This window comes from Methylobacterium sp. P3_A11, from assembly GCF_056403155.1.
Genome location: NZ_JBFUGA010000007.1, coordinates 43,050 through 65,918 on the forward strand (window position 1 = coordinate 43,050; position 22,869 = coordinate 65,918).

20 protein-coding genes are annotated in these 22,869 nt (G+C 70.8%); 10 read left to right on the top strand and 10 right to left on the bottom strand.

Annotated elements, in window-relative coordinates:
* Positions 1-31: 31 nt before the first annotated feature.
* The 4 genes from AC1DXK_RS03880 to AC1DXK_RS03895 form a co-directional block, all read right to left on the bottom strand.
* Positions 32-346, bottom strand: coding sequence for a plasmid stabilization protein (locus AC1DXK_RS03880; RefSeq protein ID WP_457104088.1), 315 nt, complete (start codon positions 344-346; stop codon positions 32-34).
* A 17-nt stretch (positions 347-363) separates the two neighbouring features.
* Positions 364-1,983 carry a hybrid sensor histidine kinase/response regulator gene (locus AC1DXK_RS03885; RefSeq protein WP_457104087.1) on the bottom strand — a complete coding sequence of 540 codons (1,620 nt, stop codon included), beginning with the start codon at positions 1,981-1,983 and terminating at the stop codon, positions 364-366.
* 132 nt (positions 1,984-2,115) lie between these two features.
* Positions 2,116-4,089 carry an AI-2E family transporter gene (locus AC1DXK_RS03890; protein ID WP_457104086.1) on the bottom strand — a complete coding sequence of 658 codons (1,974 nt, stop codon included), beginning with the start codon at positions 4,087-4,089 and terminating at the stop codon, positions 2,116-2,118.
* Positions 4,090-4,145: 56 nt separating this feature from the next.
* Positions 4,146-4,526, bottom strand: coding sequence for a response regulator (locus AC1DXK_RS03895; protein WP_477296950.1), 381 nt, complete (start codon positions 4,524-4,526; stop codon positions 4,146-4,148).
* 195 nt (positions 4,527-4,721) lie between these two features.
* Between AC1DXK_RS03895 and AC1DXK_RS03900 the strand changes: the two genes are divergently transcribed.
* From AC1DXK_RS03900 to AC1DXK_RS03910, 3 genes are all read left to right on the top strand, one after another.
* Entirely contained in the window at positions 4,722-5,357 is a 636-nt protein-coding gene (locus tag AC1DXK_RS03900; RefSeq protein WP_457104084.1) for a glutathione S-transferase family protein, read from the top strand.
* Between the two features lie 118 nt (positions 5,358-5,475).
* On the top strand, positions 5,476-6,381 hold the full coding sequence (locus AC1DXK_RS03905) for an amino acid ABC transporter substrate-binding protein (protein ID WP_457104083.1): 906 nt from the start codon (positions 5,476-5,478) through the stop codon (positions 6,379-6,381).
* 82 nt (positions 6,382-6,463) lie between these two features.
* Positions 6,464-7,705: an MFS transporter gene (locus AC1DXK_RS03910; RefSeq protein WP_457104082.1), complete on the top strand. Its 1,242-nt coding sequence runs from the start codon at positions 6,464-6,466 to the stop codon at positions 7,703-7,705.
* Between the two features lie 6 nt (positions 7,706-7,711).
* On the opposite strand, the gene AC1DXK_RS03915 is transcribed toward AC1DXK_RS03910, so the two are convergent.
* Both AC1DXK_RS03915 and AC1DXK_RS03920 read right to left on the bottom strand, forming a co-directional pair.
* Positions 7,712-8,953: an NAD(P)/FAD-dependent oxidoreductase gene (locus AC1DXK_RS03915; RefSeq protein WP_457104081.1), complete on the bottom strand. Its 1,242-nt coding sequence runs from the start codon at positions 8,951-8,953 to the stop codon at positions 7,712-7,714.
* A complete protein-coding gene (locus AC1DXK_RS03920; protein ID WP_457104080.1) occupies positions 8,950-9,897 on the bottom strand; it encodes a LysR family transcriptional regulator in 948 nt (315 codons plus the stop codon). Before AC1DXK_RS03920 ends, AC1DXK_RS03915 begins: the two co-directional genes overlap by 4 nt.
* 182 nt (positions 9,898-10,079) lie before the next feature.
* Here AC1DXK_RS03920 and AC1DXK_RS03925 point away from each other — a divergent pair, with 182 nt between their 5' ends.
* The 5 genes from AC1DXK_RS03925 (at position 10,080) to AC1DXK_RS03945 (ending at position 15,961) form a co-directional block, all read left to right on the top strand.
* The gene (locus tag AC1DXK_RS03925) at positions 10,080-11,135 is read left to right on the top strand and encodes a class 1 fructose-bisphosphatase (protein WP_457104079.1); all 1,056 of its coding nucleotides are present in this window, start codon (positions 10,080-10,082) and stop codon (positions 11,133-11,135) included.
* Positions 11,136-11,158: 23 nt separating this feature from the next.
* Positions 11,159-12,019, top strand: a complete 861-nt coding sequence (locus AC1DXK_RS03930) for a phosphoribulokinase (RefSeq protein ID WP_457104078.1) — start codon at positions 11,159-11,161, stop codon at positions 12,017-12,019.
* A gap of 19 nt (positions 12,020-12,038) precedes the next feature.
* The gene (rpe, locus tag AC1DXK_RS03935) at positions 12,039-12,725 is read left to right on the top strand and encodes a ribulose-phosphate 3-epimerase (protein WP_457104077.1); all 687 of its coding nucleotides are present in this window, start codon (positions 12,039-12,041) and stop codon (positions 12,723-12,725) included.
* Positions 12,719-13,507, top strand: coding sequence for an HAD-IA family hydrolase (locus AC1DXK_RS03940; protein WP_477296954.1), 789 nt, complete (start codon positions 12,719-12,721; stop codon positions 13,505-13,507). The genes rpe and AC1DXK_RS03940 overlap by 7 nt, the downstream gene beginning before the upstream one ends.
* Before the next feature lie 492 nt (positions 13,508-13,999).
* On the top strand, positions 14,000-15,961 hold the full coding sequence (locus AC1DXK_RS03945) for a methyl-accepting chemotaxis protein (RefSeq protein WP_457104075.1): 1,962 nt from the start codon (positions 14,000-14,002) through the stop codon (positions 15,959-15,961).
* 31 nt (positions 15,962-15,992) lie between these two features.
* Here the strand turns inward: AC1DXK_RS03945 and AC1DXK_RS03950 are convergent, their stop codons facing one another.
* Positions 15,993-17,039: an SDR family oxidoreductase gene (locus AC1DXK_RS03950; RefSeq protein WP_457104074.1), complete on the bottom strand. Its 1,047-nt coding sequence runs from the start codon at positions 17,037-17,039 to the stop codon at positions 15,993-15,995.
* 197 nt (positions 17,040-17,236) lie between these two features.
* On the opposite strand from AC1DXK_RS03950, the gene AC1DXK_RS03955 reads away from it, so the two are divergent.
* Complete coding sequence (locus tag AC1DXK_RS03955; protein ID WP_457104073.1) at positions 17,237-17,983, top strand: YebC/PmpR family DNA-binding transcriptional regulator; 747 nt, start codon at positions 17,237-17,239, stop codon at positions 17,981-17,983.
* Between the two features lie 23 nt (positions 17,984-18,006).
* Here AC1DXK_RS03955 and AC1DXK_RS03960 read toward each other — a convergent pair whose 3' ends face one another.
* Positions 18,007-18,993 (bottom strand): alginate O-acetyltransferase AlgX-related protein, encoded by a 987-nt coding sequence (locus AC1DXK_RS03960; RefSeq protein WP_457104072.1) that lies wholly within the window; start codon positions 18,991-18,993, stop codon positions 18,007-18,009.
* 184 nt (positions 18,994-19,177) lie between these two features.
* Here AC1DXK_RS03960 and ada point away from each other — a divergent pair, with 184 nt between their 5' ends.
* Positions 19,178-20,242, top strand: coding sequence for a bifunctional DNA-binding transcriptional regulator/O6-methylguanine-DNA methyltransferase Ada (ada, locus tag AC1DXK_RS03965; RefSeq protein WP_457104232.1), 1,065 nt, complete (start codon positions 19,178-19,180; stop codon positions 20,240-20,242).
* Between the two features lie 8 nt (positions 20,243-20,250).
* Here ada and AC1DXK_RS03970 read toward each other — a convergent pair whose 3' ends face one another.
* Complete coding sequence (locus tag AC1DXK_RS03970) at positions 20,251-21,561, bottom strand: DUF5666 domain-containing protein (protein ID WP_477296957.1); 1,311 nt, start codon at positions 21,559-21,561, stop codon at positions 20,251-20,253.
* A gap of 11 nt (positions 21,562-21,572) precedes the next feature.
* Positions 21,573-22,418, bottom strand: coding sequence for a DUF6502 family protein (locus tag AC1DXK_RS03975; RefSeq protein WP_457108021.1), 846 nt, complete (start codon positions 22,416-22,418; stop codon positions 21,573-21,575).
* Positions 22,419-22,869: the final 451 nt, after the last annotated feature.

A 22,869-nucleotide genomic window follows, 5' to 3' on the forward strand; every position in this document is an offset into this window, starting at 1 on the left:
GCGCGGCTGTGCCCTTGCCGGCCAATCCGTCTCACGCCCGCGCCGCGGCATTCGCCTTCCGGGTCGCAGCGGCCTTCCTGGCGGAGGCGGATCGCTCCGCAGCCGTCCGGCCTTCAGACGCCTCGCCACCGCTCGCGCCACCCTTGTGGGCGGCCGGATGACCGGTAGACTTGCCCCGGCCCGAGCCGCCCGGCTTCTTGCCGCCGCCGTCGTCCTTGTTGACCGTGGCCCAAGCGCGGGCCTCGGCTTCTTTTTCCGGCACGCCGCGGGACTCGTAGGATTCCGCGATATGCTCCGCCTTGCGCTTCTGCTTGTCGGTGTACTTCGACTTGTCGCCCTGGGACATCGGCCGTCTCCCGAAGGTCAGCCCACCCCGGTCGGACCGTCGAGGATGGCCCGCACGCGTCGGACCAGCTCCGTGCGCCGGTAGGGCTTGTTCAGGAGATCAAACTCCGAGCCGCCGATATCGGTTCGCTCCAGGCTCGCCTCCGCGTAGCCGGTGGCGAGCAGGACCTTGAGCTTGGGCTGGCGGCTGCGCGCTTCGCGGGCCAGCAGCACGCCGTTCATGCCCCCGGGCATGATGAGGTCGGTGAACAGCAGATCGATGCGCTCGCTCGAATCCAGGATCTCCAGGGCCTCGCGGGCATTGCCGGCCACGAGCGTCGTGTAGCCGAAGTCCCGCAGGATGGTCCGGGCGAGTTCGGCCACGTCCTCGCGATCGTCGACGATCAGGATCGTCTCGGTGCCCTGCCGGTCCACGGACCGCAGCGCGACCTTCGGGGGCGTGTTCACGTCGCCGTCGGTCGCCGGGAACGACAGGCGCACCGTCGTGCCCGCGCCCACCGTCGAGTCGATCTGCGCGGCACCGCCCGACTGCTTGGCGAAGCCGTAGACCATCGACAGGCCCAGCCCGGTGCCCTTGCCCTCCTCCTTGGTGGTGAAGAACGGGTCCATCACCCGGGCGAGCACGGCCGGCGGGATGCCGGTCCCCGTATCCTTGATGGCGATGCTGACGTACCGGCCATCGCGCAGCGGCCCGATCTCCCGGCCGCGGGCGGCGATCTCGCTGTTCTCCGTGGAGATCCGCACGGTGCCGCCCTCCGGCATCGCGTCGCGGGCGTTGATCAGGACGTTCAGGATCGCGACCTCGGCCTGGGTGGGGTCGACGCGGCAGTTCCAGAGATCCTCCGCGAGATCGAGTTCGATCTTCACGGCCTCGCCGACGGAGCGGGCGACCATCTCGCCCATCCCCTCGATCAGCGTGTTGAGGTTGACCGCGCGGCCGTCCAGCCGCTGCTTGCGGGCGAAGGCCAGCAGCTGCTGGGTCAGGGTCGTCGCGCGCTCGGCGGCCTGGCGGATGTTCTCGGCGGCCCGCCCCAGCCGGGCGCGGTCGGCGTCGGGCTTCTCGAGGCCGGCGGCCAGGATGTCGACGTAGCCGACGATCACCTGAAGCAGATTGTTGAAATCGTGCGCGATGCCGCCGGTCAGCTGGCCGAGCGCCTCCATCTTCTGGGCTTGGCCCAAGGCCTCCTCGGCGTCGCGGCGGCGCGAGACGTCGAGTTGCGAGGCGAAAAAGTACACGAGTTCCCCGTCGGCATTGTAGACCGGGGAGACGAACAGGGCGTTCCAGAAGGTCGAACCGTTCTTGCGGTAGTTCAGGATCTCGGTGGCGAATTCCCGTTTCTCGGCGATCGCCGCGCGGACCTGGGCGATGCTCTCGCGGTCGGTTTCCGGCCCCTGCAGGAATCGGCAGTTGCGTCCGATCAGCTCCTCCGGCGTGTAGCCGGTCATCGCCAGGAAGGCCCGGTTGGCGAAGATGATCGGGTTGTCGGGCTGGCGCGGATCGGTGACGATCATCGGCATGCGCGTCGTCTCGACGGCCGCGAAGAAGATGTCGCTCCTGCGGTCGCTCAAGTCGCTCGGTGCGCTGTCCCTGATCGGAGGGCTCGGCCCGGCGGGGGATGTTTCTGGAGTCTCAGACATGAGAGTCGGTCGTTACCCCCCGGATCCTGGAAGCACTTCGCGCGCGGCCGATCACGACGGGCGTGAGAGACTGTAGCGGTCGGGCGCGCGATGTCGACGGCGCGTGCCCGGCGGCGGTGTCGCGCCGGCGGCTCATGCTGCGGCCGGCTGTGGTGACCCGGCGTGCGTTTCGACCTGGGCCGGGACGAGCCGGGACGGCGTGGGCGCCCGGCAGGTGTCCAGCACCGCCGAAAGGGCCTCGTTGAGGGACGTCACCAGGAAATCCGCCGAGGTCGCCCGACGCAGCCTCTCCAGGGTCGCCGGATCGCGCTCGCGCCAGAAACCCACCAGGATCCGGACGCCCGGCACCGCGGCCCGAGCTTGGCGGACCGTGAACCGGATCTGCGACAGGCTCACCGGCTCGAGGTAGGAGAAGCAGATCAGCGCCAAAGCTTCGGGGTTCTCGGGCCGCTCGCCGGCGCGGATCGCCGCCATCGACAGGGTCTGCGAGGCCAGCCCGTGCCGGGCGAGGATCTGGCTCAGCATCAGCGTCGCCGCCTCGTCGAAGGGGCCGCGGCTGGAGACGCACAGGACCGGGGTCGCGCCCCGCCAGTTGGGCGCGAGGTCCTCGCGGCCGAGGACGATGCCGGCGACCTGCCGGTCCGGCCCGATGGCGGCCAGCGCCGCCGCGGTCTCGGTATCGGGGCCGCGGCCCGATCCCCGACGGGTCCGCCGTGCCACGGGAGCGGTGCCCAGGCGGTCGACGACCGTGCGGATCGCCGCGCCGACCTCGTCCTGCCGCTCGCGGTCCAGGGTGCCGCGCGAGAGATCTTCCTGGGCGAGTAGAAGCCCCGCGAGGGCGACTTCGTCGTAGTAGGTGACGAGGGCGCGTTCCTTCAGGAACTGCCAGCCCTGGTCGATCGCCTCGACGGGATCGCCTGCCAGCATGCGCTGGTAGAAGATCTCGGGCGGCGACAGCGCGGGCTGGTCGCCGAGCAGCACGTCGAGATACCAGAGCCGCTCCACATGGCGCCCGAGCACCACGAGGCAGACCGTGAGCGGCGTCGCCAGCACGAGGCCGATCGGGCCCCACAGGAAGGTCCAGATCGTCGCCGCCAGGATCACGGCGACCGGCGAGAGGCCCGTGGAGTGGCCGTAGAGCAACGGCTCGATGACGTGGCCGCAGATCGGCTCCACCACCAGGAACAACGCCGCGGTGGCGATCACCATGCTCCAGCCGGGATCGACTGCTGCGGCGAGGATCAGGGGCAGAAGGGCGCTGATCGCCGCGCCGATATAGGGCACGAACCGGAGGATCGCCGCGAGAACGCCGAACAGCGTCGGGCTCGGCACGCCGATCAACCAGAGGCCGACGCCGATGACGAGGCCGAAGGCGATGTTGAGGGCGAGCTGGGCCAGGAAGAACCGGCTGAGCCGGCTCGCGGCGTCGTCGATCGCCGCCGTGGTGCGGCGCAGGTCGCCCGAGCCGCCGGCCAGCTTGATCGCCCGGTTCCGCAGATCCTCCCGCTGCAGCAGGATGAAGATCGTGAAGATCAGGATCAGGCCCGTCGTGGCCAGGGGATGGAGGATCGGTCCCGCGAAGGTCTGAAGCGTGTCGACCACGCTGGCGCGGGCGGGCGTGAGTTCGACGGTGAGGGGATGCGTGCGCGATCCCGGCTCGCCACGCACCTCCGCGGCAGGCGGCGGCTGCAGGGTGGAGCCGAGATCCTGCACCATGTCGACGATCCGTGACAGCGTGCTGGTCCCGGAGGTCGCCCCGCGCAGATCCTTGATCTTGGTGCGCATCACCTGGGTGTAGCGCGGCAGGTCGGCGGCGAGCTGGGATGCCTCGCTGGCGATCAGGCTGCCGAGCCCGAACAGGGCGCCGAAGACGATCACGACGACCAGCAGCACTGCCGGCGCCCGCGGCACGCGCAGCCGCCTGAGCATCCGGACCGCCGGCACCAGCACGAAGCTCAGCAGGATCGCCAGTGTCACCGGCACGAGGATCTCGCGGCCGAAATACAGCGCCGCCAACGTGGCGACCACGAGGAGCAGCGAGGCCAGCGCCACGATGACCGGCAGGCCCTGCTTCAGGCGCTGGGCAGTGACGGGATCCTCGGTCACGAATACGCTCCACTCATGTCAGTTCTCGGGGCGACGGCGCGCCGATCCGAACCGGGTCAGCTCGCCTGCTCGGTCTCGCCCAGGGCCGCGCCGATCTGGCTGAGCAGCTTCGAGAAATCGACCGGCTTGGGATGATAGTCGTCGCAGCCCGCCTGGATCGCCTTGTCGCGGTCGYCCGACATCGCGTGCGCGGTGAGCGCGATGATCGGGATCGCCCGGGTGTCGGTGCCCGATTTCAGGGTCCGCGCGACCGACCAGCCGTCGAGGACCGGCAGGTTCATGTCGAGGAGGATCACGTCGGGCTGGCCCGAGCGGGCCTGATGGACGCCGGCCTCGCCGTCATGCGCCAGGATCACCTCGTAGCCGCGCCGCTTGAGGCGCCGAGAGAGGAAGTCCCAGATCTCTTCGTGATCCTCGACCAGCAGAATCTTCGCCATGGAAACTCGAACCCCCGGCTCGCATCGTCCGGGACGGAACCCCAACGCGCGGCATCGCACAATCGCCCAACGTTCCTGCCGCGATTCCGGTCCCTTGAGAAGCAGCGTACCGGTCCGCGGTTGACCCGAACTTCAGCCGGTATGAGCGTGCCGCCGTGCGAATCGACAATCCTCGCCGGCTGCGGAGCGTCCAATATGCATGACATCGAGTTCTATCATTCGCCCAATACCCGCTCGTCGGGCGTGCGCGTGCTGCTCGAGGAACTCGGCGTCCCGTATCGGCTGCACGCGCTCAACATGCGGGCCGGCGAGCACCTCCAGGACGCCTACCGCGCCGTCAACCCGATGGCGAAGGTGCCGGCGATCCGACACGGGGAGGCCCTCGTGACCGAGCAGGCGGCCGTGTACCTCTACCTCGCGGACCTGTTCCCGGAGGCCGGTCTCGCCCCGGCGCCCGCCGAGCCCGCCCGCGCCGCCTACCTGCGCTGGATGGTGTTCTACGGCTCCTGCTTCGAGCCCGCCGTGATCGACCGGCACCTGAAACGGGAGCCGGGGCCGCGCGGTATGTCGGCCTATGCCGATTACGACAGCGTCATCGCCCGGGTGAAGGAGGCGCTGACGCCCGGCCCATACCTGCTCGGGGCGCGCTTCAGCGCCGCCGACGTCCTGTGGGGCGGCGCCCTCGGCTGGACCATGGGGTTCGGCCTCGTCGAGCCCGCGCCCATCCTGGTGGATTACGTGGAGCGCATCCGATCCCGCCCGGCCTCCCGCAAGGTCGCCGCCGCGGACGCGCAGCTCGCGCAGGAACACGAGGCGGCCGCGTCGGCCTGAGCGCGGCCGGACTCTTGCTGAGGCCGGATCCGGGGGCCGGATCCGGCGCGCAGTCCGGCTCCCCGCCGCGGAGCAACGCGCCCGGCGCCCCGATCGCGCGACCGGAACACGCCAGCCCATGCGCCTGCTCGCCCCCATGCTCGCCGCGCTCCTCCTCGGCGCTCCCGCCCAGGCAGGGGAGCCCGCCGGCACCCTGAGGAAGATCCAGGACAACAACAGGCTGGTCCTCGGCGTGCGCGACACCGCGACCCCGTTCAGCTACCTGGACCAGAACCAGAAGGTCGTGGGCTTCGCGGTCGACATCTGCCTGCGGATCGCCGACGCGGTGAAGCGCGAGCTCAAGAGGCCCGGCCTCGAGGTCGCCATGGAGTTCGTCAATTCCTCGTCGCGCATCCCGCTGATGACCAACGGCACGATCGATCTCGAATGCGGGACGACGACCAACAACGCCGAGCGCAAGAAGCAGGTCGACTTCACCAACACGCACTTCCTGACGGCGACCCGCTTCGTGTCCCGCAAGGACCAGCACATCGCCAGCCTGGACGACCTGCGCGGCAAGACGGTCTCGTCGGTGGCCGGCTCGACCAACATCCTGATGCTGATCAAGGCCAACAACGAGCGCAAGCTCGGCATCACGGTGACCGCCGCCAAGGACGTCCCGGAAGGGTTCCTCATGGTCGAGACCGGCCGGGCGGCGGCCTTCGTCATGGACGACGTGCAGCTCAGCGTGGTCGCGGCACAGTCCAAGGAGCCCTCCGCCTACGTGGTCAGCGAGGAGACCCTGTCGAATCCGGAGCCCTACGGGATCATGCTGCGCCGGGACGATCCGGCCTTCAAGGCGGTGGTCGACCGGGCGACCGCCGATCTCTACCGAAGCCCCGAGATCATGACGCTCTACGACCGCTGGTTCCTGAAGCCGGTGCCGCCGCGCGGGCTGACCTACACCGTACCGCTGTCCTCCGCCCTGCGCTGGGCCTTCGCGAATCCGACCGACAATTCCGATCCGGCCTTCTACGCGCACTGATCTGTCGCGCGGCGGGGTTCCGCTCCGGCGAGGGAGATGCGATGCCGCAGAGCGGATTCTGCCCGCGTCGCGAAGCGTTCCCATGACGGACAGCACAGAGCCGGCCCTCCCATCCGCCGCGGCGCTCGCCGCGCCGCCGGCCACCTCGATCCCGCGCCTGATCGTCGTGCTGGCCTGCGCGGGGTTCGGCAGCACCTTCGCGCTGCGCTCCGTCGAGCCCCTGGTGGGCGTGCTCGCCCGGGACCTCGCGAGCGACGCCCACACGGTGGCGCTCCTCTCCACCGCCTTCGCGCTGCCTTACGCCTTCATCCAGCCCGTGCTCGGGCCGATCGGCGATGCGCTCGGCAAGGAGCGGGTGATGAGCACCTGCCTGGCGGTGCTCGCCGTCGCCCTCTCCCTGTGCAGCATCGCCCCCGACATCGGCAGCCTGTTCGGCCTGCGCATGCTGGCGGGGGCTGCGGCGGGGGGCTGCATTCCCCTGTCCCTGGCGCTGCTGGGCGACCGAGTGCCCATGGAGAGCCGTCAGGTGGCGATCGGCCGTTTCCTGGTTGCGGTGATCCTCGGCCAGCTCTCGGGCTCGACCTTCGCGGGCCTGATCGAGGCGGCGATCGGCTGGCGGGGCGTCTTCGCGGTCACCGCAGCGGTGGCGGCCATAGCCTGCGCGGCGACCGTGTTCGGCTTCGACCGGGCCGGTCGCGCCCCCGCCCGACGTCCGGCCTTCGGCGTGGCGGTGACGCGCTACCGGACGATCCTGCGCAATCCCCGGGCGCGGGTGCTGTTCTCGGCGGTGTTCATCGAGGCCATCGCGATCTTCGGCGTGTTCCCGCACCTCGCCCCGCTGATCGAGGCCCGCGGCGAGGGCGGCCCGCGCGAGGCCGGACTCGTCTTGGCGGGGTTTGCGGTCGGCGGCCTGCTCTACTCGGCCCTGGTCGGGCTGCTGGTGCGGCTGCTCGGCCTGCCGCGGATGCTCATCGGCGGCGGCCTGATCTGCGGCGCATCCCTCACCGTCGTCGGGCTCGCCGGTACGTGGCAGGTCGATTGCGCCGCGCTCACCGCCATGGGGCTCGGATTCTACATGCTGCACAACACCTACCAGACGCAGGTCACCGAGGTCGCGCCCACGGCCCGCGCCTCCGCGGTGGCGCTCCACGCCTTCTCGTTCTTCTGCGGGCAGGCGCTCGGCGTCGCGGTGATCGGGCAGGCGCTCCTCCGGCTCGGCCAATTCGGAGCGCTCGCCCTCTGCGCGGTCACCATCCTGGCGCTCGGCATCGGCACCGCCATCGCCCTGCGGCAGAAGTCCGCCCCGGTGGCGTTCCCGGGCTGAGCGCCCTCAGGGCCGCTGCAGCGCAAGCGCCTTGAGGTCGAAATCCGGATCCGCCGCCTGGTCCGGGGTCAGCGGCGTCCCGGCCGTAAGGAGCCGCCGGGCGATCATGTGGTCGGCCGCCCTGTCGACGGATTCGACGGCGCTCAGGCGGCCGTCGCGGAAGCGGAAGACCGAGAAGGCGGGTCCAGACCCGCGGACCACGCTGTTATCCGAGGCGCCCGACAACCCGGCGATCTGCAGCTTGTGCCGGCCCTGGTCGCTCCAGAACCAGGGCAGCGCGCCGTAGGCCGCCGGCTTTCGGTTAAGCCGTGCCGCGAGGCAGCGCCCCTGGTCGATGGCGTTCTGCACGGATTCGATGCGCACCGTGCCGTCCGGCGTGAGTCCGTGGGCGAAGGGGCTGGGAAACCGCGCGCAGTCGCCGATCGCCGAGATGGCCGGATCGGGTGTCGACAGGAACGCGTCGACCCGGACCCCATCCTCGGCCGGCAGGCCTGCCTCCAGGGCGACGTCCCGGTTCGGCAGCACGCCGATGCCGACGAGGACGAGGTCTGCGGGCAGCTCTCCGCCGTCCGCGAGGGCGACGCCGACGGCGCGGCCGTCCCGTCCGAGGATCGCCGTCACGCCGGCCCCGAAGGCGAAGCGCACGCCCATGGTCTCCTGAGCCGCGCGGAAGAACGCGCCCATCTCCGCCGAGATCGCCCGGGCCATGGGGCGCTCGGCTGCCTCGATCACCGTCACGGAGAGGCCGCGCCCGGCCGCGACGGCGGCGAATTCGAGCCCGATGAAGCCGGCGCCCACCACCACGATCGCCCGGGCGGCCTCGATCTCCGCCTTGAGCGCGTCGGCATCCGCGAGGCCGCGCAGCTGACGCACACCCTCGAGGTCTGCCCCGGGCACGGGCAGAGGCCGGTTGCGCGCGCCGGTGGCGAGCACGAGGTGGTCGTAGGGCAGGTGCCCGCCGTCCGACAGCTGCAGCCGGCACGCCGTCCGGTCGATCGCGACGGCCCGGAGCCCCGGCCGGAGCGTGATCGCGTGCTCTGCGAAGAAGCCGGGCGGGCGCAGGAACAGACCCTCCTGATCGGTCTTGCCGGCGAGGTAGGCCTTCGACAGGGGCGGCCGCTGGTAGGGAAGGGCGGTCTCGTCGCCCACCAGGGTGATCGGGTCCCTGAACCCACCCTCGCGCAGGGAGGCGGCGAGCTGGAAGCCCGCCTGGCCGGCGCCCGCGACGACGATCCCGGCCGCACTCACGCCTTGGCTCCCGCCAGCGCGAGACCGCTCTCTGCGACGCCCGGCAGGCTGCGCGCACCCTCCGACATCAGGTAGGACCAGACCGCGGAGGCCGCAGGCCCGAGCACCTTGTCGGCGCGCCGGACCGCGTACCAGTCGCGCCGGATCGGCAGGCCCTTGACGTTGAGGAGCACGAGCCGCCCGCTCTCCAGCTCGGCCGCCACCGAATGCACCGAGAGCAGCGCGATCCCGAGGCCGGCCATGACCGCCTGCTTGATGGTCTCGTTCGAGCCGGTGTCGATATCGAGCGGTGCCCGCTTCACCAGCACGCCGGCCATGAATTCCTCGAACACCATGCGCGTGCCCGAGCCCTCCTCGCGCAGGAAGAAGGGCTGGTCGGCGAGGTCCTCGCGGTTCAGGCCGCTCTTGCCCGCCAGAGGGTGCCCCGGCGGCGCGATGAGCACGATCGGGTGCGGGCCGAAGGTGGCGGCCTCGATCGGGAAGTCCCGGGGCGGGCGGCCCATCAGGGCGAAGTCGATCTCGTAGCCGCGCAGGGCCTCGACGGTCTGGCCGCGGTTGCGCACCGACAGGCTGATCTCGACGCCGGGATGCTTCTTGACGAAGCCGGCGATCACCTGGGGCGCGAAGTACTTGGCGGTGGAGACGACGCCCAGCGCCACCCGTCCGCCCTCGGCGCCGCGCAGGGTGCGCAAGCGGTCGGTGCAGGTCTCCAGCACCGTGTTGATGCTGTCGATCGCCCAGAGCATCTCGCGGCCGGCATCGGTCGGCTTGAGGCCGCCGGGCGTCCGGTCGAACAGCAGCAGCCCGGCCTCCTCCTCCAGCTGGCGGATGCGCGCGTAGAGCGCGGCCGAAGTGACGTTCAGCTCCTGCGCCGCCCGGGTCATGGTGCCGAGGCGGGCCACGGCAGCGACCGCCTGAAGCTGCTTGAGGGAGAGGTTGCGCATGGCGGACATCTCGTTTTTTTCGTCCTATGGCACAAGATCGCACAGAAATCTTGAAGGCCCGGCCGCGGGTTCCTGTCGATCCGGAGACAGAGACCGCTATCTTGGCAGCCGAGCGGCCGCTACAGAGCCGGCGCGGAACGCGCGATCCCGAGGGACGGGATCCGAGCAGGAGGAGTAGGCCGATGGCAATTTCAGCGGCGGTCGGAACGCCCCTCGAGACCTGCCTGGCGCAGGCCGTGGACGCCAACCCGGCCCTGAAGGACGCCGCCGCGGTGATCGCGGCCGTCGCGCGCTCGGCCGTGGAGATCAGCGAGCGGATCGGGCGCGGGGCGCTCGGCGGCGACCTCGCGGCGGCCGGCGAGCATAACAGCGACGGCGACGTGCAGAAGGCCCTCGACGTCATCGCGCACGAAAGCGTGACCGCGGCGCTTCGCGGCGCCCCGGTCGCCGAGGTCGCCTCCGAGGAGGCCGAGGAGGTGATGCGGCTGAACCCGGACGCGCCGCTCGCGGTCGCCATCGATCCCCTCGACGGCTCGTCCAACATCGGCGTCAACATGGCCGTCGGCCTGATCTTCGGCATCCGGCCGTCGATCAAGGATCCGGCGAATCCGCTCGCATCGTTCACCACGCCCGGTTCGGCCCAGATCGCCGCGGGCTTCGTCACCTACGGACCGGCCACCGCGCTGATCCTGACGCTTGGCGACGGCACCCAGTCCTACGTGCTCGACCGCGCCGAGGGCCGGTTCAAGCTGACGAGCCCGGCCCTCTCGGTGCCGGCCACCACCAAGGAATTCGCCATCAACGCCTCGAACGCCCGGCACTGGGACGCCCCGGTGAAGGCCTATATCGAGGATTGCCAGCGCGGCACCGAGGGGCCGCGCGACAAGGACTACAACATGCGCTGGCTCGCCTCCCTGGTGGCCGACATCCAGCGCGTGCTGACCCGCGGCGGCGTGTTCCTCTATCCGGGCGACGCCCGGAAGAACTACGCCCGCGGCCGCCTGCGGCTGCTCTACGAGGTCGCCCCCGTGGCGATGCTGGTCGAGCAGGCCGGCGGCGCCGCCACCGATGGCCAGACCCGGATTCTCGATCTCGTGGCCACCGGCATCCACGAGCGGGCGCCTCTGGTCTGCGGCTCCACCGAGGAGGTGGACTGCGTTGCGACCTACTACGCGGGCGGCAAGCCCGATGCCGGCCGCTCGCCGCTCTTCGGCCAGCGCGGCCTCATGCGGTCGTAGGCGCAGCACGAAGGCCGAACAGAATGTCGGCGCGGCATCCCATCATCTCGGTGACCGGCTCCTCCGGGGCCGGCACGACCTCGGTTCGCAACACCTTCGAGCAGATCTTCCGCCGGGAGGACGTGCTGGCGGTGTTCATCGAGGGCGACGGCTTCCACGCCTTCGACCGGGACACGATGCGGGCCATGATGGCGAACGAGCCGACGCTGTCCCACTTCGCGCCGCGGGCCAACCTCCTGCCCGAGTTGGAGGCGGTGTTCCGAAGCTACGCCGAGTCCGGCACCGGCCGGACCCGCCATTACGCGCATGACGCCCACGATGCGCACGCCTACGGCATCCCGGAGGGCAGCTTCTCGGACTGGGAGTCGTTCCCCCCGGATTCCGACCTGCTGTTCTACGAGGGCCTGCACGGCTGCGTGGCCGACCAGGACGTCGACATCGCCCGTTACGCCGACCTGAAGATCGGCGTCGTGCCGGTGATCAACCTCGAATGGATCCAGAAGCTGCACCGGGACCGATCGTTCCGCGGCTACTCCACCGAGGCCGTCACGGACGTGATCCTGCGGCGCATGCCGGATTACGTGCAGACCATCTGCCCGCAATTCTCGTTCACCGACATCAACTTCCAGCGGGTGCCGACGGTCGACACCTCGAACCCGTTCATCGCCCGCTGGATCCCCACCGCCGACGAGTCGATGGTGGTGATCCGCTTTAAGGACCCGAAAGGGATCGATTTCTCGTATCTCGTCTCCATGATCCACGACAGCTTCATGAGCCGAGCCAATTCCATCGTGATCCCCGGCGGGAAGCTGGATCTCGCCATGCAGCTGATCCTGACGCCGATGATCATGCAGCTCGTCGAGCGCCGCCGCAGGCTGGCCTGAACCATCCCGAAAGCCTCCCATGCTCACACCCGTCATCGCCCCCTCGATCCTCTCCGCCGACTTCTCGAAGCTCGCCGAGGAGACCCGCGCCGTGGATGCGGCCGGGGCCGACTGGATCCACCTCGACGTGATGGACGGGCATTTCGTGCCCAACATCACCTTCGGGCCGCCGGTGGTGAAGGCTCTGCGACCGCACACGCAGAAGTTCTTCGACGTGCACCTGATGATCGCCCCGGCCGATCCGTATCTCGCGGCCTTCGCGCAGGCCGGCGCCGACGGCATCACGGTCCATGCCGAGGCCGGGCCGCACATCCATCGCTCGCTCCAGACCATCCGCGACCTCGGCAAGCGCGCGGGCGTGGCGATCAATCCCGGCACGCCGGCCGCCATGGTCGAGCCGGTGCTCGACCTCGTGGACCTCGTGCTGGTGATGACCGTCAATCCCGGCTTCGGCGGGCAGAGCTTCCTGAAGAGCGCCATGGAGTCGGTCGCGCGGGTGCGCGCCATGGTGGCGGGGCGCGACATCCGCATCCAGGTCGACGGCGGCATCGATCCCGAGACCGTGAAGGCCGCGAGCCGCGCCGGTGCCGACACCTTCGTCGCCGGCAACGCCGTCTTCGCCGGCGGCCCGGACGCTTATGCCGAGCGCATCGCGGCGATCCGTGATGGCGCGGAGGGCGCCTCCGGCCGCGACCTGTCGTGCTGAAGGCGCTGATCTTCGACGTCGACGGCACCCTCGCCGAGACCGAGGATCTGCACCGGCAGGCGTTCAACCGCGCGTTCGCGGAGGTCGGCCTGCCCTGGGACTGGGATCCGGCGCTCTACGCCGATCTGCTCACCGTGATGGGCGGCAAGGAGCGGCTCGCCCATTACATCGACACGCAGCACGCCGCGCAGGCCGACGCGCTCCACGCCCTGGCCCCGGAGATCCACGCCCGCAAGACCGCCGCCTACGGCGCGCTGGTGGCGGCGTGTCGGCTGCCCCTGCGCCCTGGCATCGGACGGCTGATCGCCGAGGCGCGGGCGGCCGGGATCCGGCTCGCCGTCGCCACCACGACCAGCCGGCCGAACGTCGATCAGCTCGTCGCCGTGAACTTCGCGCCCGGCCTCGTGCCCTTCGACGTGATCGCCGCCGGCGACCAGGCCGACCGCAAGAAGCCGGCGCCCGACGTCTATCTGCTGGCGCTCGCCGGCCTGGGCGTCGCCGCCGCGGACGCCGTGGCGTTCGAGGATTCCGCCGCCGGCATCAGCTCGGCCCGCGCCGCCGGCCTTCCGGTCCTGGCGACCCGGAGCCGCTACACCGACAGCCACCGGCTCGACGGCGCCTTCTCGGCGGTCTCGGACCTCGGCGAGCCGGGTCGGCCGCACCGGCACCTCGCCGGGTTCGAATGGCCGGGCGGCGTCGTGGACCTAGCCGGCCTGAACCGGTGGCACGCGAGCCTCGCGGGTCACGGCGCAGTCCCGCACGGTCCTGAGATGCATCCGTAGGCCGGGACGCCCAACCATCTCCGGACGGTGCGCGCCGCCTCGGGTGCCCCCGACGTCGGCGGAGATCGCCGTCCCCATTACCGGCAGCGACGGCTCCCGTGACTGACCTTGCGCCGGATCGAGATCGGTCTGCCAGGGCGGGAAGTTCACCGAGGTTGCGCCGCAACAACCGTTCGACTGATCGCCGTATATTATTTCGATCGAGCTGAATATTTTTGAATAAATTCTTGTATAAAGAATGATCTGTAGGTACATATCGTCAATAAGACGAATATCGAACTGCTGAAAAATCTGATTGCTTTGTGAATAAATCTTAGGATAATCAGACCTCGTGCTCGCAAGAGTGGGGTAATGTTCGTGCGTGCGCCGTCGATCCGTTTCTTGCTCGTGTCTCTATTCGCTCTGATCGGCCTTTCGTCGATCGGTTTCGCCGCATTGGAGATATTCAGGAGCCGGTCGGCACTGAATAAGGCCGATCAGGTCGCGACTTACATGTCCATTGACCACGGACTTTTCGTCGGTCTGACAGAGTTGCGCGTCGAGCGCGGTTGGGCCTTGTTCGCCCTCTCCGCTGAGCCTGATCGTAATCGCAGCCACCGGCAGGCCTCGCTCGCGGGCCGGACGGCGTTCGACGCGGTCGCGGACACGGCCATCACCGGGCTGAGCCAAGCCCCGGCGGCGGGCCTGCGCGCGAAGGGAGCCGACCTGCAAACCCTGTTGCGCGCGTGGCAGCGCGCCCGCCCGGCCATGGACGTCGCCTTCGAACAGAGGCTCGCCGAGCGCGATCCGACGCTCCGCAAGAACGTGGACGACCACGCGAACCGCTTCATCACAGCGCTCGAAGCCGCTTCAGAGGTTTTGGAGACGGAGATTCAAACCCTCGACACGGCCTTTGGCAGCTATCTCGATGCCAGGGCGGCGACCTGGGTCGCACGCAAGAGCGGCGGCACTGTCCTGGCGCTCGTCGGGGACTTCCGAACCCAAGTGATCACGAGCAAGCCCGAAGCCCTGCAGCGGCTGATCACGGCACAGGCAGAGGAGCGCACGGCGTGGCAACTCGCCGAGCGCTCCGTGAAGATCGCCGGGGTCGATGCAGACGTGAAGGAGGCCTATGCCAGCGCGAAGGCCGCCTATTTCGCGGGCCGCCTGTCGGAGATGCGGCAGGCCGCAATCGGCGAGCTCCTGGCGGGGCGCCCCCTGCTCAGCCTGGATCCGGAATGGGATACCCGGGTCTTGGCCGGCCTGAAGGCGATCTCCGACGCGGCGGTCACGGTCATCGACGCGGCCGTGAAGCGGGCGCGCGCCTCCGCGGCGGCGGCCCGCCAGGATTTCATATTCGCGGTCGCCGCCATCCTTTTCGCGACCGGAGTCGCGGCTGCGGCGATCCTGATCGTCCAGGTGCGCGTCGTGCGGGGCATCCTCGGGCTGGCGGGTTCCATGCGCCGCCTCGCCGACGGCGACGTCGACGGCCACGTGTCCGGAGCCCAGCGCACGGACGAACTGGGGGCGATGGCCGGCGCCGTACAGGTGTTCAAGGACAACCTGCTCCGGACCCGGTCGCTGGAGCAGGAGGCCGCCGAGGCCCGGCACGCCGCGGAGGTGGAGCGCCGCACGGCTCTGCGGGAGATCGCCGACGGGTTCGAGCAAGCGGTCGGCGGGATCGTCCGCGCGGTGTCCGGCTCGGCAGGCGCGCTGCAAGCCACGGCGCAGTCCATGGCGTCCACCGCCTCCGAGACGGCGGCGCGGTCGACCACCGTGGCGGCCGCGGCCGACCAAGCCGCAACGAATGTCGGCACGGTCGCGGCTGCCGCGGAGGAGCTGGGCACGTCGGTGCAGGAGATCGGCCGGCAGGTCGATGGCTCGGCGGGGTTGGCGCAGACTGCCGTGGCGGAGGCGGACCGAAGCGGCGAGCTGGTCCACGCCCTGACCCAGAGCGTCGGCAAGATCGGCGAGATCGTGGCGCTGATCTCGGGCATCGCGGCCCAGACGAACCTGCTGGCGCTGAATGCCACCATCGAGGCGGCCCGCGCCGGCGAGGCCGGCAAGGGCTTCGCCGTCGTGGCGGCGGAGGTGAAGGCGCTGGCCGACCAGACGGCCCGGGCCACCGAGGAGATCGGCCGGCAGGTCGGGCAGGTGCAGGGCGCGTCGAATCAGGCCGCGTCCGCGCTCGGCGCCATCGCGGCGCGGATCCGCGAGATCAACGGCGTCGCGGCCTCGATCGCGGCGGCCGTCGAAGAGCAGGAGGCTGCAACGCAGGAGATCGTGCGCAATGTCGGGCAGGCTGCGGCCGGGACGGGCGAGGTGACGAGCAACATCGCGAGCGTCGCTTCGGCCGCCGAGGAGACTGGCACGGCCGCGGGCCAGGTTCTGGCCGCGGCATCGGCGCTGTCGGATCAATCCGCGCAACTCACGGCCGAGGTCCAGCGCTTCCTCGTGACTGTGCGGGCGGCGTGAGGTGGCAGGCCGGCCTCGGCCTGTCGCGCGGCTAGACCGGGGGTTGGCTCCGCCGACGGGCCTGTCGCCCCGTCTCGCGCCCGTGCGCCTCGGTGGCGAACAGCATCGTCCCGGCCACGAGACCGAGCGCCGCCGCGAGGCCCAATTTCAGCCAGCGCGGGTCGGCCGCGGTGACCTGTCCGGTCGCACGGGCGTCGAAGCGTCCATGCGCCCCCGGATCGGTATCTACCGGGTCGTAGAGGTTGTCGGGTCGGTTCCTCTTGGCCTGCACGCTGGTCATCTCCCCGCGATAGCCGTGCCGGGCGAGATAGCCGTCGATCCAGCCCGGGATCAGCATGTTTCCGATGATCGCCGTCCAGGCCGAGGCCCCGATCCACAACTCCCGCGGCGCATCGTGGGCCGCCCGGAAGACGTGCCGGGCGATGGCCTCCGGCTGGTAGATCGGAGGCACCGGTTCGAGCTTGCGCGGCAGCCGTGAGCGCGCCCAGTCGAACTGAGGCGTGTTCACCGCCGGCAGCTGCACCATCGTCAGCCGCACCCGGCTGCCGTCGTGGAGCAGCTCGCTGCGCAGGGAATCGACGAAGCCGCGCACGGCGGCCTTGGCGGCGCAGTAGCTCGCCTGGAGCGGGATAGACCGGTAGGCGAGCGCCGAGCCGATATGGACGATCGTGCCCCGGTCGCGCGGGACCATGTGTCGGAGGGCTGCCAGGGTGCCGTGGACCTGGCCGAGATAGGTGACCTCCGTGGCGCGGCGGAATTCCTCCGGGCGCGTCTCCTGCACGGCTGCGTAGATCGTCACCATGGCGTTGTTGACCCAGACGTCGATACCGCCGAACCGGTCGGCCAAGGCGTCGGCGGCCTGCGCGACCGCATCCGCGTCGGCGACGTCGGCCGCGAAGGCCAGTGCCCGGCCACCGGCCTGCTCCACGTCGCGGATCGTGCCCCTGAGCCCTGCCTCGCCCCGGGCGATCAGCCCGACATTCCAGCCGTGCCGGGCGAATTCGTGGGCCACCGCCCGGCCGACGCCGGCGCTCGCGCCCGCGACCATGACCGTGTTGCGTCCATTCCGGCTCGGCATCAGGCCTCCGATTGAGGGGCACTCCCTGTGGCAACGCCCGGATACGGTAATCTTTCCGCGGCCGACCGATCCCGGGCTCCATGAGCGGCTGCGTTGCTTCGCCGGAAGCGGGCGGCCTATATACGGCGCGATCTCACAGCCGCGACGGCGGGGTCCCGAACGCCCGCCCTCGTCAACGAACAAAAGTCTGAACCGTCATGGCAGGCCATTCGCAGTTCAAGAACATCATGCACCGGAAGGGCCGGGTGGATGCGGTCCGCTCGAAGGTGTTCGGCAAGCTCGCCCGCGAGATCACGGTCGCGGCCAAGCTCGGCACGCCCGATCCGGCGATGAACGCACGCCTGCGGGCGGCGATCCTGGCGGCCCGCGCCGAGAACATGCCCAAGGACAATATCGAGCGTGCCATCAAGAAGGCAGCCGGCGTGGATGGCGAGAACTATGAGGACATCCGCTACGAGGGGTACGGCCCCGGCGGCGCGGCCTTGATCGTCGAGGCGCAGACCGACAACCGCAACCGCACCGCCTCGGACGTGCGCTCGGCCTTCACCAAGTCCGGCGGCAGCCTCGCCGAGACGGGGGCCGTCGCCTTCATGTTCGACCGCGTCGGCGTGATCGCCTACCCGGCCTCCGTGGCCGATGCCGACACGATGTTGGAGGCCGCCATCGAGGCCGGCGCCGACGATGTCAGCTCCGGCGAGGACGGTCACGAGGTCGTCTGCGCACAGGATTCCTACGGCGACGTTGTCAAGGCGCTGGAAGCCCGTTTCGGCGAGCCCAGCCGCACCGGCCTGATCTGGAAGGCGCAGAACACCATCGATGTCGACGACGAGACCGGCGAGAAGCTGATCCGCCTCGTGGAGGTGATCGAGGACCAGGACGACGTTCAGCACGTCTACGTCAACTTCGCCCTGTCCGACGCGCTGATGGCCAAGCTGCAGGCCTGATCGGATCGGCCCGCCGGCACCGGTCAGGCGCCGGCGGCGGCGAGTTCGGCGCCGAAACGCTCCTGGGCGTAACGTTCGACCGAGAAGGTGTCGTCGGGCAGTTGGACCATGAACCGCTCGGCCACCTCGGTGAGCACGATGTCGGGCCGGACGCGCTCGATATACGGCCAGTCCAGCGAGGTGCTCCAGATGAAGTGCACCTCGCGGAACGTTTCCGCGAGCATGATCGTCAGCATGTACGGCATGACGTGCGAGAAGGAATCGCCGAACAGCGCCAGCCGCCGCGGGTCGGTGGCCTTGGCGTTGCCGTAGACCACGTGGGCGCCGACATGCAGCGTGTGCAGGAGCCCGGCCTTCTCCCGTGCCTCGACGATCGGGCTGCCATAGGTCCGCACCGCGTCCTGCTGCATCAGGACGGTGCGCGAGCGCGCCCGCCGCGGCGGATCGAACGCGCTTCCCAGATCGCCGTCGTGGTCGGTCTCGAAGGAGGGCCGGTCCCGCAGGTCGTCCCGCGGCGTTGCTCCCAGTGCCCGGCAGATCTCAGCATAGGCCAGGAAGCATCCCTCGAACGACCAGTGTGTGTCGGTCCGGCAGTAGAGGTCGGCGCTGTCGCGCTGCGTCCGCATCGGGGTCACCAGATCGATGCAGGTCGCCCGCCAGCGCTTCCGTCGGCGCCAGCCGGCGTAGCGGGCGATGGGGCCTCGAAGGCGGCCCGTCGAGGGCTCGTTGTGCAGCAGACGGTAGGCCGGCGACGCGGCCGGGCGGATCGCGAGCCCGTCGAGACGGTGATCGTAGATCATCAGCTTCTCCGGGGCGACGACGTGGCGATACAGGATACCCAGGCCGCGCAGGCGCCGTTCGCGGGTCGTCACGAGGCTCCGCCACTGCCAGATCAGCTCCGTCGTCTCCTCGGGCCGTTCGTACTGGCCGAGGACATCGTTGGTCCCCGTTTTCAGGAACAGCCACCCGTCCTGGCCGACATGGATGTGGTCGGTGTTGCTGGATGCCATGGCGTCCTCGCGAGGCGGAGCGCCCGCTCCGGTGCCGGCCGCCGGTTGCAGCGGATTCGGGCGCAAGGAGCGGGATGCCGGAGCGGCAACGGATGGACAGAGTGCGGCGAGCGCCATCCACCGCCCGGCAGGTCCCCTCATGCCCCTCCCCAACGCCCACGCCAAGCCGCATAGTGCCGCCGCCATGCGCGTGGTTCCCAGGCCCGATCTCAGTGAAGCCGACTGTTGGGCGGCCCTCTCGGCCCGCGACGCGCGCGCCGACGGCACCTTCGTGTACGCGGTCCGCACCACCGGGGTTTACTGCCGTCCGAGCTGCGCCTCGCGGGCGGCGCGGCCCGAGAACGTGACCTTCCACCGGTCCTGCGCCGAGGCCGAGGCTGCCGGCTTCCGGCCGTGCCGGCGCTGCCGCCCGGACGAGCCCGCGCTGGCCGAGCGCAGGGCCGAGATGGTCGCCCGGGCCTGTCGCCTGATCGAGTCGGCCGAGACGATGCCGTCGCTCGCCGAACTCGCCCGCGCCGCCGGCCTGAGTGCCTACCATTTCCACCGGGTGTTCAAGGCCGCCACCGGCGTGACGCCGAAGGGCTATGCCGCCGCCCGCCGCGCCGCCACGGTGGCCGCCCGTCTGCCGGGAGCCGCCTCGGTGACCGAGGTCCTGTACGAAGCCGGCTACGGCGCGGCGAGCCGCTTCTACGCGGGCGGCGCCCCCCGCCTCGGCATGGCGCCCGCATCCTACAGGACCGGGGGCGCGGGCCTGCATATCCGGTTCGGCATCGGCGCCTGCACCCTGGGCGCGATCCTGGTCGCCGCCACCGAGGCGGGCGTCTGCGCGATCCTGCTCGGCGATGCGCCCGAGCCCCTGCTGCAGGATCTCCAGGACCGCTTTCCCGGCGCGGAGATCGAAGGCGGCGATCCGGTTTTCGAGCGCTGGATGGCGCAGGTCATCGGCCTCGTGGAGGCGCCGGGCAGCGGTCTCGACCTGCCCCTCGACATTCGTGGCACCGCCTTCCAGCAGCAGGTCTGGGAGGCCTTGCGCAAGATCCCGGTCGGGTCGACGGCGACCTACGCGGAGATCGCCCGGGCCATCGGCCTGCCGACGGCGATGCGCGCGGTCGCCCGGGCCTGCGGGGCGAATCCGGTCGCRGTGGCCATCCCCTGCCACAGGGTGGTGCGCTCGGACGGCGCTCTCTCGGGCTATCGCTGGGGCGTCGCGCGCAAGCGCGCGCTGCTCGATCGGGAGGCCGGGGGCTGAGGCCCGTCCTAGCGACGTCCTCCGCCAGGTCCACCGAAACCGCCGCCGCCGAAACCGCCGCCACCCGGGCCTGCGCCCGGCCCGCCGGGCGGACCGCYGAACCCCCCCGGGCCGCCCGGAAACGCCCCCGGGCCTGCCGGCGGCGCGCCGCCGAAGCCGCCGCGGGGCGCCCCGAACCCTCCAGGTCCGTCCGTGCCGGGGACCAGGGCGCCCCCCGGCCGGGTATCGATGGCGGGGCCGCGCGGCCCACCGAGGCCGCCCAAACCTCCGGCTCTGCCGCCGGGCTCGGCGCCGAAACGTCCGGGCAGTTCGTCGGGCAGGTTGCGCAGATCCAGTCGGTCGCGCTCCCGCTCGAACCGCGGGGCATCCGGTTGCGTCGGCCCGGGAGCGATGCGGTTCTCGATCCGCAGCCGCTCGACCGTGAGGTCGCCGTCCCGCGCGATCGAGGCAGTCAGCACCGCCCGCACGCTCCCGGCGCGCGGAACCCGCGCGGCCGCCCGGCCCACCACCGCGTAGCCTGCGCCGACGTCGAGACCGGCGCCGGCCCGGCCGATATAGGCCTCGATCGAGACCCGCCTGAGACCCGGCGGAAACGGCAGGCCCACCTGCGCCGCGTTGGTCACGGCGAGCACATTGTTCGTCGCCGTTCCGGTCACCTGGACACGCTTGCCCGGCGGCAGGGCGTCGGCCCCCGAGAGGCGGAGGGCGCCGATCCTGAGCCCGTCCGGGCCGCGGCGCACCGGGCCGGAGACGCGATCCGGCCCGGTCTCCCGCGCCTCGATCAGGCTCGCCACGATCACGCCGTCCGGCCGCCGCAGCCCGCTCACGGCGACCCGTGCGCCCGGCTTCCACGCGCCGTCGAGACCCGCGGTCGAGACCCGCTGCCCCAGCACGATCAGGTGCCCCGGCGCGACGGCCTCCACCGGCCCGACCACCTCGCTGGTCACGTCGATGCGCCGCGTGGCGAGGCCGCCGCCCTCCGGCCGCGCGACCACGTGGACCACCTGCCCGATCTTCAGGTCGGCGGTCGTCGCGGGAGCGCCGTCGATGCGCACCTCCACCTCCGGCGGATAGGCGATGCGCAGGTCGTTGACGATGATCGAGCCGAAGCGGCGGATCGTGCCGATCACGCCGGTGCCGCCGATGCCGCGGTCGCCTTCACCCAGAGATCCGCCCTTCGGCTCGTCGGTCCGCATCATGCCGGTGCCGCCGATACCCTGGTCGCGCGGCGCTTCCTGCGGACGGACGGCGCCTGGCAAGAGGGTCGCGGCGCCCGCGAGCAGGCGCAGGACGAACCGACGATTGGGCGACACGGGCACCGGCCGGGCTCTCAACGGCCGTCCTTGGGCTGCGCCGGGGGCGCCGCTTCCGTGTAGACGTAAAGGCCGAAGTTCCAGCGATGCGTGCCGCCCGGGTCGGTCTGGCAGGCCGCGTGCGCTTCCCGGTTGGCCTGCTGCAGGGCCTCCATGGCGATCTCGCGGGCGCGAGCCTCGAGCTTGGTCGCGAGCTCCTTGGACAGCCCGTCATAGTGGACCGCCCGCTCCAGGAAGCGCGGCGTCTCGCCGACGATGTTGGCGACGGCCGCGGCGATGTGGTCGTGCAGGTTGCGGCCGAAATAATAGAGCTGCGGCCCCTCGGCGCCGTCGCCCCGGGGCACGTAGGCGGCCTCGGCCAGCACGATCCGATCCTGCGGATCGGTGAAGGCCAGCCCGCGGTCGAGCCACTCGTCGAGGACGGCGCGGGGCCGCAGGTCCCGGGTCACGCCGGCCACCAGGGATTCGAACGAGGGCGCGCCGCCCTCGGCAGTGCGCGGCAGCTTCAGGGGTTGGCCCTGCGGATCGGTGAAGGCCGGATCGGCGATCCAGCGGGCGATGATCCGGCTGGTGCGCGAGACGACCGCCGGAACGGCGCTGACCGGGGCGCCGGCACCGCGCAGACGCCGGACCTCCTTGCGGTGGATGCCGGTCAGCAGGGAGACGCGGCTGTCGGTCTGCTCCTTGCCGGCCAGTGCGAAGTCGTATTCCGCCACGTTCACGTAGAGCTCACGCAGGAGGTCCATCAGTCCCGGGAACGTGATGCCGCGAGCCACGAGCAGGCGCACGAGTGGGCGCAGCAGCCGCGCGAGCGGCGCGTGAAGGTTGGCCCCCTCCCGCGGTGTATCGGCAGTCTCAGACATGGCTCCATCGTGACGGCTTGTGCCGTGGGATACAATCCCACCGCGTGCGGCCCCGCACACCGAACCGCACTTTCAGAATTGACGTGGGATTTTTGCACACGTAAGCCAGATCGTGGTCAAATTTCCCACGAAGAGCCGGGAACAGGCAGCAATGACAGATCGAACCCGCCCGCTTGTCCCAGTGGCGATGCCACCGCTCACGCTCCCCGTTTCGTCCGCCGCCCGTCTGCGGTTGAGCGATCCCATTCCGCGGTTGCGGCGCCTCGTCTGCGCCTTCGCCGCGTTCACCCTGCCCGTCCTCGGGGTCGCTGTCGCGGAAACGGTCCACCGCGCCATCGCACCGAAGACGTCGCAGGCCGCCGCACCCGTCATCCCCTCAGACGGGGCGGCGGCACCCTCGGGTGTCGTCACGCCAGCGCGCGCCACCCGAACCATGAGAGCGGCCGCGCGA